The organism is Streptomyces sp. NPDC101776 (assembly GCF_044766845.1).
Classification (GTDB): domain Bacteria; phylum Actinomycetota; class Actinomycetes; order Streptomycetales; family Streptomycetaceae; genus Streptomyces.
Genome location: NZ_JBIWMV010000002.1, coordinates 1158998 through 1170782, shown reverse-complemented (window position 1 = coordinate 1170782; position 11785 = coordinate 1158998). Strand labels below are relative to the sequence as shown.

Annotated in this window: 11 protein-coding genes; 3 read left to right on the top strand and 8 right to left on the bottom strand. The window is 72.8% G+C overall.

Annotated elements, in window-relative coordinates:
• Positions 1 to 47 precede the first annotated feature (47 nt).
• From ACIRRY_RS11030 to ACIRRY_RS11020, 3 genes are all read right to left on the bottom strand, one after another.
• On the bottom strand, positions 48 to 578 hold the full coding sequence (locus ACIRRY_RS11030) for a two-component system response regulator (protein ID WP_403970593.1): 531 nt from the start codon (positions 576 to 578) through the stop codon (positions 48 to 50).
• A 140-nt stretch (positions 579 to 718) separates the two neighbouring features.
• Positions 719 to 1069 (bottom strand): chorismate mutase, encoded by a 351-nt coding sequence (locus tag ACIRRY_RS11025; protein ID WP_403970590.1) that lies wholly within the window; start codon positions 1067 to 1069, stop codon positions 719 to 721.
• Positions 1070 to 1121: 52 nt separating this feature from the next.
• Positions 1122 to 2009, bottom strand: a complete 888-nt coding sequence (locus ACIRRY_RS11020; protein ID WP_403970893.1) for a helix-turn-helix domain-containing protein — start codon at positions 2007 to 2009, stop codon at positions 1122 to 1124.
• 152 nt (positions 2010 to 2161) lie between these two features.
• Between ACIRRY_RS11020 and ACIRRY_RS11015 the strand changes: the two genes are divergently transcribed.
• Positions 2162 to 3979: a beta-galactosidase family protein gene (locus ACIRRY_RS11015; RefSeq protein WP_403970587.1), complete on the top strand. Its 1818-nt coding sequence runs from the start codon at positions 2162 to 2164 to the stop codon at positions 3977 to 3979.
• Here the strand turns inward: ACIRRY_RS11015 and ACIRRY_RS11010 are convergent.
• The 3 genes from ACIRRY_RS11010 to ACIRRY_RS11000 form a co-directional block, all read right to left on the bottom strand.
• A complete protein-coding gene (locus tag ACIRRY_RS11010) occupies positions 3910 to 5163 on the bottom strand; it encodes a VWA-like domain-containing protein (protein ID WP_403970584.1) in 1254 nt (417 codons plus the stop codon). The two genes, ACIRRY_RS11015 and ACIRRY_RS11010, sit on opposite strands and share 70 nt — an antisense overlap.
• The gene (locus tag ACIRRY_RS11005) at positions 5160 to 6401 is read right to left on the bottom strand and encodes an AAA family ATPase (protein ID WP_403970581.1); all 1242 of its coding nucleotides are present in this window, start codon (positions 6399 to 6401) and stop codon (positions 5160 to 5162) included. Before ACIRRY_RS11005 ends, ACIRRY_RS11010 begins: the two co-directional genes overlap by 4 nt.
• 138 nt (positions 6402 to 6539) lie before the next feature.
• The gene (locus ACIRRY_RS11000; protein WP_403970578.1) at positions 6540 to 7907 is read right to left on the bottom strand and encodes a hypothetical protein; all 1368 of its coding nucleotides are present in this window, start codon (positions 7905 to 7907) and stop codon (positions 6540 to 6542) included.
• Positions 7908 to 8087: 180 nt separating this feature from the next.
• On the opposite strand from ACIRRY_RS11000, the gene ACIRRY_RS10995 reads away from it, so the two are divergent.
• Positions 8088 to 8969: a hypothetical protein gene (locus ACIRRY_RS10995; RefSeq protein WP_403970575.1), complete on the top strand. Its 882-nt coding sequence runs from the start codon at positions 8088 to 8090 to the stop codon at positions 8967 to 8969.
• Between the two features lie 189 nt (positions 8970 to 9158).
• Here ACIRRY_RS10995 and ACIRRY_RS10990 read toward each other — a convergent pair whose 3' ends face one another.
• Together ACIRRY_RS10990 and ACIRRY_RS10985 are read right to left on the bottom strand one after the other, a co-directional pair.
• The gene (locus tag ACIRRY_RS10990) at positions 9159 to 10073 is read right to left on the bottom strand and encodes an SDR family oxidoreductase (protein ID WP_403970572.1); all 915 of its coding nucleotides are present in this window, start codon (positions 10071 to 10073) and stop codon (positions 9159 to 9161) included.
• 104 nt (positions 10074 to 10177) lie between these two features.
• Positions 10178 to 10936: an SDR family oxidoreductase gene (locus ACIRRY_RS10985; RefSeq protein WP_403970569.1), complete on the bottom strand. Its 759-nt coding sequence runs from the start codon at positions 10934 to 10936 to the stop codon at positions 10178 to 10180.
• Positions 10937 to 11021: 85 nt separating this feature from the next.
• On the opposite strand from ACIRRY_RS10985, the gene ACIRRY_RS10980 reads away from it, so the two are divergent.
• On the top strand, positions 11022 to 11771 hold the full coding sequence (locus tag ACIRRY_RS10980; RefSeq protein WP_403970567.1) for an enoyl-CoA hydratase family protein: 750 nt from the start codon (positions 11022 to 11024) through the stop codon (positions 11769 to 11771).
• The last annotated feature ends 14 nt before the right edge of the window (positions 11772 to 11785 follow it).

Genomic DNA, 11785 nt, shown 5'->3' with positions numbered 1-11785 from the left:
GCTGCCTGATGGCACCGACATGGCACAGGGGCGGTCCGGTACGCGGCTTATGTGCGGTCCGGTGCGGGCGCGGTGTTCTGGGCGTCCCGCTGATAGGGCACGTGCGCGCCCGGGTGGGACAGGGCCGGGCGGGGGCCGGGCGGGTCCTTGAGGAGGGCGCGGAGTTCGCGGACCTCCTGTTCGAGGGCCCGGTGGCGCTGGTGGGCGTCGTAGAGGTAGCGGACCTTGGTGCGCAGGATCCAGGGGTCGACGGGTTTCAGGACGAGGTCGGCGACGCCCAACGCGAAGGCGGCGGCGGTCAGTTCGAGGTCGGCGCCGAAGCCGGTGAGGAGGAGGACGGGGATGTGCTGGGTCTGTTCCAGGCGGCGCAGGTAGCGGACGACGTCGAGGCCGCTGACGCCGGGCATGCGCACGTCGAGCAGGAGGAGGCCGACCTGGCCGCGGAGCACCTGCTTGAGCGCCTTGTCGCCGCTGGTGGCGCGGGCGAGCGGACGGCCCAGCGGGGCCAGGGCGCTCTCCAGCGCGTACAGCGTGTCCTCATGGTCGTCGACGATGAGGATCTTGGCATCCGACGGCATGACCCGACGTCCCTCCCGCGTGGGACAACCAGCTTATGGCGCAGGCGTTGACGGGGCGTGCCCGTCGGCTGACAAGGAGTGCACAGCGAAGCATGGCCCCGTGTACCCCCGTTGTCACCTCCCGAACGGAACCCGCGGTGTCAATTCGCCATGGGCGAACCGCCGTTGACGGCGTCCTCCGCGATGCGCTCGTGGTGCCGGATGACCTCGCCGATGATGAAGTTCAGGAACTTCTCGGCGAACGCCGGGTCCAGCTTGGCGCTTTCGGCCAGGGCGCGCAGCCGCTCGATCTGGCGGGCCTCGCGGGCCGGGTCGGCGGGCGGCAGTTGGTGGGTGGCCTTGAGGACACCGACCTGCTGGGTGGCCTTGAAGCGTTCGGCGAGCATGTGGACGACGGCGGCGTCGATGTTGTCGATGCTGTCGCGCAGCCGGGCGAGCTCCTCGCGCACGGCGGGGTCGACGTCACCGGTTCCCTTGGTGCTGGTGGTCATGGGCGACCACCCTACGTGGCGCGCGGCACCTCGATCATCCGGCCTGTCTCGATCACCGGTCGTCCTCCGTGGCGTGCGGCCACTCGATCCTCGGCGGATCGGCCGGATCGGGGACCTGGTAGCTCCAGCCGCCGGGGACGGTGCGGCCCTGCTGGGCGCGGAAGCGGACGGGGGCCGTGCCGACGCGGCGGGTGAACAGACGGGAGAAGTAGGCGGGGTCGTCGTAGCCGACGCGGCGGGCGACGGCGGCGACCGGGAGTTCGGTGGCGGCGAGGAGTTCCTTGGCGCGGCCCAGGCGGATGCCGAGGAGGTAGTCCTTGGGGCTGCATCCGGCGCCCCGGCGGACGGCGGCGCGCAGTGCGGCGGGGGTCATGCCGTGCCGGGTCGCGTGGTCGGCGACGGTGAGCGGCAGACAGGCGTCGCGGGCGAGGGCCTGGAGGACCGGGTCGCCGTCGGGGGCGAGGTCGGCGCGGGCGCGGCGCAGGGCGACGAGGAGTTCGTGGACGGCCGCGCCGGTCTCCACCTCCAGGAGGGGGTTGCCGCGGCGTGCGGCGCGGGCCATGCGCCCGATGACCGCGCGGGGTCCCGCCGCGTCCGAGAGGGCCACCACGGGCCGTTCCGGCTCGATGTAGCCGAGTTCGGTGTACGTCGTCGTCGCGGGCCCGGTGAAGTCGACGAACCCCTCGTCCCAGCCGGCGCCGGGGTCGGGCGCGTAGTGGTGCGGCACTCCGGGGGTGAGCCACAACAGCGCGGGCGCGGTGACGGTCGTACGGCGGCCGTCGGGGGTCAGGTACCAGCCGCCGCCCGCGCTGATCACGACGGCGACGTGGTGGTCGAGGGTGCGGGGGCCGACGGTGGGCAGGGCGCCGTACTGGAGGCCGACGCCGAGGCAGGCGAGGCCGAGGCGGTGGTGGGCGGGTGTGGGCGTGAAGAAGCGCATCCAGGTGTGGTAGGTCGGCGCCCCCTCACGCACGGCCCGCACCCTCTCACTCACCACCCGCGTCTCCTCACGCACCGCTCGGTCTGCTGCGTCCAAGTAGGGGTGATCTTTGTCCATGGACGTGATCGGCGCCAAGGGGAGAGAGTCGGGGCATGAGTGAGTTCACGGTGGGCGACAGGGACTTCCTGCTGGACGGGCGACCGGTGCGGCTGCTGTCCGGGGCACTGCACTACTTCCGGGTGCACGAGGCGAGCTGGGGACACCGGCTGGCGATGCTGCGGGCGATGGGCCTCAACTGCGTGGAGACGTACGTCCCGTGGAACCTGCACGAGGCGGCGCCGGGCGACTTCCGGGACGTGGCGGCGCTGGGCAGGTTCCTGGACGCGGCCCGGGAGGCGGGCCTGTGGGCGATCGTGCGCCCGGGGCCGTACATCTGCGCGGAGTGGGAGAACGGCGGGCTGCCGTACTGGGTGACCGGGGAGGTGGGGGCACGCGCGCGTACGCGTGACGTGCGCTTCATGGGGCACCTGGAGCGCTGGTTCGAGCGGCTGCTGCCCGAGGTCGTCTCCCGACAGCTGGATCGCGGCGGTCCGGTGATCATGGTGCAGATCGAGAACGAGTACGGGAGTTACGGCTCCGACGCGGTCTATCTGAGCCGTGTGGCCGATCTGCTGCGCGAACAGGGCGTCACCGTCCCGCTGTTCACCTCGGACGGTCCCGAGGACCACATGCTGAGCGGCGGCTCGGTCCCCGGTGTCCTCGCCACGGTGAACTTCGGGTCCCACGCGCGCGAGGCGTTCGAGACGCTGCGCCGGCGGCAGCCCGAGGGGCCGCTGATGTGCATGGAGTTCTGGTGCGGCTGGTTCGACCACTGGGGCGGCGAGCATGTCGTCCGCGATGCCGGGGACGCGGCCGACGCGCTGCGGGAGATCCTGGAGTGCGGCGCGTCGGTCAACCTCTACATGGCGCACGGCGGCACCAACTTCGCCGGCTGGGCGGGCGCCAACCGGGGCGGCGGCGCCCTGCACGAGGGGCCGTTGGAGCCCGATGTGACGTCGTACGACTACGACGCCCCGATCGACGAGCACGGGCTCCCCACGGAGAAGTTCTGGCGGCTGCGCGAGGTCCTCGCCGAGTACGCCGACGGCCCGCTGCCCGAACTCCCGCCCGCGCCCGCCGTGTTGGGCCACCGGGCCGAGGCGCGGCTGACCGGCTGGACGTCCCTGGACGACGTGCTGGAGGCGCGCGGTGGGCCGGAGATCGGGACGCCGGTCCCGCCGACCTTCGAGCAACTGGGCGTCGAGCGGGGAATCGTGCGCTACGAAGTGACCGTTCCGGGACCGCGTCCCCCGTATCCGCTCACCGCGCGCGGGCTGCGGGACCTCGCGGTGGTGTACGTCGACGGGGAACGGGCCGGGGTCCTCACGGAGGGCGACGAGCAGCTCAAGGAGCCTGTCGCCGGGCACGCGCGTGTGCAGGTGTGGGTGGAGTCCCTGGGGAGGGTCAACTACGGGCCGCGGCTCGGGGAACCGAAGGGGATCACCGGGGGGCTGCTGCACGAGCGGCAGTATCTGCACGACGTACGCGCGCGTGGGCTGCGGTGGGACGCGCTGGACGACGTCGAGGGGGTCCCGGCGCGGGAGCTGCCCTCGGACGGCTCCCCAGGGCTGTACCGCGGCATCGCGGAGGTGCGCGGCGCGGGGGACGCCGTGCTCGAACTGCCGGGCTGGACGCGGGGGTTCGTGTGGGTCAACGGGTTCAATCTCGGGCGGTACTGGTCGGCCGGGCCGCAGCGGGAGCTGTACGTCCCCGGTGCCGTGCTCCGGGAGGGCGTGAACGACGTGTGGGTGCTGGAGCTCCAAGAGGCGCCGTTCAGCGGGGAGTCCGTCGTCCTGCGTGCTCATCGGGAGACGGGCGCGGAGCCGATCTCGACGACACGGGCCCAGTCCGGCGGTGTGTCCGGCACGTAGTCGGGGTCGTCCTCGGCGTACGCCCCGGTCGAGTACCGGCGTGGGAACAGGCCCACGACCGTCCGGCACGACGGTCGCGCCGACGGCCAGGGGGTCTGGCCGTCGGTGAGGACCACGACCGCGTCGGGCCGGGGCTGGGTGCGCAGTGCCCTGGCGAAACCGGCGCGCAGGTCGGTGCCGCCGCCGCCCAGCAGTTCGATGCCCTCGGCGCGGCACAGCGGCTGGGCGACCCGGGCCGCCGCGTCGCACGGCACCACCGTGACCAGGTCGCGGCGGCCGCCCACCGCCCGGGAGATGGCGGCGACTTCGAGGAGCGCGCTGCCCAACTCGGCGTCGCTGACCGACCCGGAGGTGTCGATGACCACACAGACCCGGGGCGGTCTGCGGCGCAGGCTCGGCAGCACCACGCCGGGCAGTGACACCGCGCGGCGCGAGGGTCTGCCGTAGGTGTAGTCCTCGCCCGCGCCGGGGGCGGAGACCGCCGAGCGGACCGCCGCGCCCAGCAACTCCCGCCAGGGCTGCGGCGGATGGAACGCCTCCTCGGCCCAGCGCCGCCAGCCGTCGGGGGTGCTGCCGGGGCGGCCGGTGATGCCCTGCGCGACCCGGAAGCGGACGGCGTCGCGCTGCTGCTCGCTGAGGCCGTCCGCGCCGTCCGGCCCCAGCTCCCAGTCCCGGTCGAGGCCGTCGGCGCCGCTGCCGCAGTCCAGCCACGCCAACCCCTGGGTGCGCGACCCGAGTTGGAACCAGCGCAGATAGTCCTCCATCAGGTTCCCGGCGGGCAGCCCCAGTGTCTTCGGCTGGATCGCGCCTTCGGGGGTGATCAGGCCGTCGCCGTACGCGTCGTCGTTGATCTCCATGTCGGCGGCGATGTTCATCCGCAGCCGCTCCCCCGGGCCGGTCAGTCCGCGTTCGCGGGCGAGACGGTCGCTGCGGCCGTGGTGGTCGCGGAGCAGGTGCGAGACCTCGTGGACCCAGACGCCGGCCAGGTCCTCGACCGTCGTCCGGTCCACGAAGCCCGGTGAGACGTAGCAGCGCCAGTGGCGGTCGACGGCCATCGTCGGCACCTGCCGCGACTCGACGGTGTGCAGGGCGAACAGGGCCGTGGCGAGGTAGGGGCGGGCGCGGGCGGCGTAGAGGCGGGCGGCGAAGAGCTTGTCGCGGTCGAGAGGGGTCACCGTGTTCATCGGCGGGCCTTCGCGGCCTCGGCGGCGCGGTCCGCCCGCTGGGAGAGGGAGATCGCCCCGGCGAGTCGCTCGATGGACGCGGGCACGTCCCAGTCGTCGCGGCGCAGCGCGGCGAGGGTGGTCGCGGGGACGACGACCAGGTCCGGGGCGCCGGTCTCCAACGCACGCACCAGGAGCGCCCACGCGGCGTCCCAGCGGGCCCGCTCGGGACGGTTGCGGACCGCGGCCACCACACCGTCGAGGACGGCCTGGCGCAGGTCTCCGCGCGCGGGCAGTTCACCGGCCGTCGGGTCGGCGAGGAACAGCTCGGGGTCGGGCAGGTCCATCCGGTCCACCCAGGCCAGCAGTTCCAGGCCGGGGCCGTCCCCGACCGTGCCTCTGACCAGCAGGGACAGCACCTCGCGGGAGGAACCGGCCGCGGTCGCGAACGCGATCAGGGACATCGCCGTCTCCCAGCTCCGGGGCGAGGGCCAGGCGCCGCCGCGCCGCGTCTCGCTGCCGGGGAGCTGGTGGACGAGCTTGGGGCGGCCGGTGAGCAGCCCGCACACCGCGCGGCGCGCGTGGTCCACGGCCTCGGGCAGCTTCTCCGGGTCGAGCCGCGGCAGGGTGGCCCGGGGCCAGGTGCCGCCGAGACCGCGGACGACGACCTCGTGGTCGTGGGTCCACTGGAGGTGCACGAACCGGTTCGCGAGCGGCGGGCTCAGCTCCCAGCCGTCGGCCGCCGAGGACCGCGGGTTGGCGGCGGCCACGATCCTTACCCCGGGCGGGAGTTGGAGCGCGCCGATCCGCCGTTCCAGCACCAGCCGCAGCAGCGCGGCCTGCACGGCGGGCGGCGCGGTGGACAACTCGTCCAGGAACAGCAGCCCCCGGCCCGCCCGTACGAGCCGTACGGCCCAGTCCGGCGGGGCCATCGGGATGCCCTGCTCGGCGGGATCGTCGCCGACGACGGGCAGCCCGGAGAAGTCGGACGGCTCGTGGACGCTGGCGATCACCGTGGTCAGCGGCAGATCCAGGGAGGCGGCGAGCTGGGTGAGGGCGGCCGTCTTGCCGATGCCGGGCTCGCCCCACAGCAGCACGGGGAGGTCGGCGGCGACGGCCAGGCTCAGGGCCTCCAGTTGGGTGTCGGGGCGGGGTTCCGTGGTGGTGTCGCGCAGGAGGGTCAACAGGTCGGCGGCGATGTCCAGTTGAGAGATCTCGGCGGGAGCGCCGGCAGCGGCGTACAGGGTGCGTGTGGGCATGTGTGGTCACCTTTGGGGTCGAGTCGGGATGGGCCGAGGCATGCGTGGGGTGAGGGCGGGCGAACCTTCTGGAGGCGAACCTTCCAGAGGTGGACCTTCCGGAGGCGAACCCACCGGAGGTGGCGAAGTCCCGTGCGGTCAGCGGCTGTTGGTTCGGCGGGGATGAGGGTTCCGGGGGTGCGGACGGCCCTCCCAGAAGCGTCCGGACCGGGGCCCGGGGCCGGCCAGGCCGGCCTTGAACAGGCCGTACCTGAGCCGCCGTTCGGCCGCCGCCTGGAGTTCGTCCCGCAACGCCCCGCCGCGCAGCACCGCTTCAGGACCCAACAGCCCTTCTACGACGGCCAGCGCGCCGGCGATGTCTCCGTGCAGGAGGCGGTCGCGGACGCCGGTGAGGCAGTCCGGGCGGCGGTGGGCGTCGTCGATGACCTGGAGGCAGGGCAGCGGGGTGCCGGTGAGCGCGACGAGCAGTTCCTCGCGGCGGATCTCGGCGGGATCGTGGTCCAGGGGTGCGAGGACCCCGTCGACCAGCCCGATGCGGTGTCGGTCGCCCCGGCAGTCGACCAGGTGCGGTCGGTCCGGCCCGGGACGGTCGGGGCTGTGGACGCGGGCGGGACGGTCCGGTGCGAGTGCGGCGGCGACCAGCGGATGCAGCCGGTCGGCGTCGATCGCGCCGATGCGCAGCAGTTCCAGGTCGGGCAGGACCCAGGTCGCCGCGTCGGGCAGGACCGGCAGCCCGGTGGCCCCGCCGTCCGTCGGTGCCGGTGCGATGCGGAGGGAGTCCGCGCCCGGCTCCGATGTCAGTGCCAACCGGTGCCGGGACCCGAACCGCACGATGACGGGACCGGCGCTCCGCCCCTCGGCGCGCAGCAGGATCGCCGCCTCGGCGGCCCACCGGTCGACGGCGCGACTACGCCCCTCGGGCACCGTGTCCGGCAGCTCCGCCGTACGGTCGACAGGTGGCCGATCGGCCCCGGACCTGACCCGCAGCTCACCGCTCCTCCCCGCGTCCCACAGATGTCGGTGCAGGTCGAGGCGGAACCATCGGCTCGGCCGGGGATGCGGATGCCGACGGGCGTCGGCGTCGCGGCGGGTGCCGTCCCACAGCGCGAGGCTGATCCGCTGGCCGCCGTCCGCCCAGGCCGGTGGAGTGCGGACCACCAGATACGGCGGGCCCGTGGCGTCGTCGCCGTAGCGGGCCAGGGCGATGGTCAGTCCCGGGCGCAGCAGTCCGTCCGGGGCGATCCTCGGCAGATGCCAACGGAGCAGGTCGGGGGCGAGCCGGCGGAGATCGGCGCGGACCCGGGCGGCCAGTTCGCGGCCGTGGGTGCGCGTCACGGACCGTAGATCGAGATCGATGTCGACACCGGCGGCGGCGCAGGCGCCCGCCCAGTCGCCCGCGCGGCGGCGGGCCGTAGCGGTGTCGATCATGGAGTGCGGTACGGCGAACTCGCGTACGCGCAGCCAGAAGGAGAGTCGGGAATCCCCGTTCGCGGTGGGAGGGAGCATCAGCGCTCACCTTGCGCGGACGGGACCCCCGATCTGTGAACAGGGTGGATCGTCTTGGTCGTCATCGCGGGGAGCATAGCCCTCCCGGCCCTGATCTGTCAGGGAAATATGGGGGGCCGCATCCGCGCCTCGTCGGCATACAGTGGATGGGGGTTCAGGGCGTCTCTGGGGGTTGTGGACGTGGCGGACGACGGACCGGTCGAGCACGGCTACCCACACCTCGATACGGTGCGGGACGCCATCACCGCGCTCTACAAGCGGTTGTCCTACGACACCGTCCAGACGTTCGCGACCAGCGTGGCCCCCGTCGACGTGGCGTTCGCCGACACGGACGACCTGCACCTCGGAGCGCAGCGGGTGGCCCGTGAGATGGTCCGGCACTACCGCCTCCCGGACGCACGGCCGATCGTCAGCTTCCGTGAGATGACACATGCGGCGAACGTCGAACTCACCGCCGGACCCGAGTACTTCATCGAGTTGAACGACCGGTTCCGCACGCATCGGCGGGACATCGGCGCGGCTCTGGCGCACGAGGTGATGCACGTCTATCTGCACCGCCTCGACCTGTCCTTCCCCGGCACCCGCGAGAACGAGATCCTCACGGACACGGCGGCGACGTATCTGGGGGCGGGGTGGTTGCTGCTGGACGCGTACCGGGAGGACTCGGCGTCCTCCCAGAAGCTGGGGTATCTCACGCCGGAGGAGTTCGGGTACGTCCTCGCCAAGCGGGCGCTGGTCTTCGGCGAGGATCCCTCCGTGTGGTTCACCAGTCCGCAGGCCTACACGGCGTACGTCAAGGGCATGGCCCAGGCCCGACGTGACGAACAGCAGCCCCCGTTGACCGCGGCGGGGTGGGTCGGCCGGCGCCGCTACGCCCAGGACCGGCGGCACGGGCCCGGCGCTCAGACAGGCGTGCCGTATGCCTTCAGCGGGGACCAGGGGGGCAGCTTGCGGGTGTCGTTCCCTTGCCCCACGTGTCATCAGCGGATCAGGGTGCCGGTGCGGGGGCGAGTACGGGCGAGGTGTTCTCTGTGCCGGACGGTGCTGGAATGCGACACGTGAGGTGCGGTACCGGGGGCATTCCGGCCGGGCGGTGCCACTGAGCGCGGCCCATGCATCCACGAACGTCCCTGGGGGCTCCGCCCCCAGCCTCCCGACCTCTGCCCGCCCACCACCCGACTCGGTCCGCCAAGAAGTGGACGCACAGCAGCAGGCTCGGTCGGTCGAGAAGTGGGCCCACCACTCCTCCGCCTACGCCCCGTACACCACCCCCGGAACCTCCGCCTCAGCCAACAGCTTCAGCACCGTCTCCCCCGCCTCAACCGCCCCCCACCGCGCCCCCTTGTCCACACTCGGCCCCGCCCGCCACCCCTCCATCACGGTGATCCGACCGCCCTCCGCCTCGAAGACGCGCCCGGTCACCCCGGAACTCGCGGCGGACCCCAGCCACACCACCAACGGCGAGACGTTCTCCGGGGCCATCACGTCGAACCCGGAGTCGGGTGCCGACATCGTCTCCGCGAAGGTGTGTTCCGTCATGCGGGTGCGGGCCGCGGGGGCGATCGCGTTGACCTGGACTCCATAGCGGGCGAGTTCGGCGGAGGCGACGAGGGTGAGGGCGACGATGCCGGCCTTGGCGGCGCTGTAGTTGCCCTGGCCGAGTGAGCCCAACAGGCCTGCTCCGCTGCTGGTGTTGATGATGCGGGCGGTCGGGGTGCGGCCCGCCTTCGACTCCGTGCGCCAGTGTGCGGCCGCGTGCTTCAGGGGCAGGAAGTGGCCCTTCAAGTGCACCCGCATCACCGCGTCCCAGTCGTCCTCGTCGAGGTTGACCAGCATCCGGTCACGCAGGTAACCCGCGTTGTTGACAAGGGTGTCGAGCCGGCCGAAGGACTCCAGCGCGGTCGTCACCAAGGACGCCGCACCCGCGCCGGTGGCGATGTCGCCGCCGTGGGCGACCGCCTCACCGCCCGCCGCGCGGATCTCCGCGACGACCTGGGCCGCCGGGCTGTCGGGGTCGGGCGTGCCGTCGAGGCCGACACCGAGGTCGTTGACGACGACCCGGGCACCCTCCGCCGCGAACGCGAGGGCGTGGGCGCGGCCGAGGCCCCGGCCCGCGCCGGTGACGACGACGACCCGGCCGTCGCAGATTCCGCTCGGCTCCTTCAACTCGCGCTCCCTCTCCGATCGTTCAACTCGCCCTCACCTCTCAGGTCGTTCAACTCGCCCTCACCTCTCAGATCGCACAACTCGTTCTCACTCCTCCGGTCGACTCACGTCTGTTTGTTGGCAGTTGCCGCGTCCAGGAACGCCGGCCGCTCCCCGCCCCCGTGGACCAGAAGGCTCGCGCCGCTGATGTACGCGGCGGCGGGGGAGGCCAGGAAGACCGCCGCCGCGCCGACGTCGGAGGGGTCGGCGAGCCGGCCGAGCGGGACGGTCCGGGAGACGGCCTCGACGGCGTCCTCGCCGCCGTAGTGCAGGTGGGCCAGCTCTGTGCGGACCATGCCGACGACGAGCGTGTTGACGCGGATGTCCGGCGCCCACTCCACCGCCATCGAGCGGGCCAGGTTCTCCAGGCCGGCCTTGGCCGCCCCGTACGCCGCCGAACCGGGCGAGGGGCGGCTGCCGCTGACACTGCCGATCATCACGACCGAGCCCTTGGCCCGCTTGAGGTGTTCGTACGCGGCGAGGGAGGCGGTGAGCGGGGCGAGGAGGTTCAACTCGATGATCCGCGCGTGCCGTTCGGCCTCCGCGTCGACCAGGGGGCGGTACGGCGCGCCGCCCGCGTTGTTGACGAGTACGTCGAGGCGGGGCAGGGCCGCGAAGAACTCCCGCACCGCGTCCGGGTCACGGAGGTCGAGGGGGCTGAACTCGGTTCCCTTGACGGGGTCTTCGGGCGGTCTGCGCGCGCAGGTCAGCACTTGGGCGCCGGCTTCGACGAAGGCCCGGGCGATCCCGGCGCCGACGCCTCGGGTGCCGCCGGTGACGAGGACGGTTCTGCCGACGACCGACTGGTCGCGCGAGTTGTCCACAGGGCCTCCCGCTCGGATTCTCCGGCTGCTAGCTTCGAAGCCTCGCACCTAACAAATGTTTGGTGGAAAGGTAGCTGATGCGTCCATGGGTGTCTCCACCTCCTCATCAGAAAAGGCGATTTCCGTCATCACGGTCGACTACCCGCCGGTGAACGCGCTGCCGGTGGACGGCTGGTTCGCCCTGGCCGACGCCGTGCGCGCGGCCGGGCGCGACCCCGGCGTGCGCTGTGTGGTGCTGGCGGCCGAGGGGCGGGGGTTCAACGCGGGCGTGGACATCAAGGAGATACAGGCGCGGGGACAGTCGGCCCTGGTCGGGGTGAACCGAGGCTGCTTCGAGGCGTTCGCGGCGGTGTACGAGTGCGAGGTGCCGGTCGTGGCGGCCGTGCAGGGCTTCTGTCTGGGCGGGGGCATCGGCCTGGTGGGGAACGCGGACGTGATCGTGGCGAGCGAGGACGCCACCTTCGGCCTGCCCGAGCTGGACCGGGGCGCGCTGGGCGCGGCCACGCATCTGGCCCGGCTGGTCCCCCAGCATCTGATGCGCGCCCTGTACTACACCTCGCGCACGGCGACGGCGGCGGAGCTGCACGCGCACGGCTCGGTGTGGCGGGTCGTGCCGCGCGCTGAACTACTGCCCGCAGCGCTGGAGTTGGCGGCCGAGATAGCCGCGAAGGACGGCGAGCTGATCCGCCTCGCCAAGTCCGCGATCAACGGCATCGACCCCGTCGACGTCCGCCGCAGCTACCGCTTCGAGCAGGGCTTCACCTTCGAGGCGAGCGTCAGCGGGGTGGCCGACCGGGTGCGGGACAGGTTCGGGAACACCGGAGGAGATTCGTGAACACCGGAGGAGAG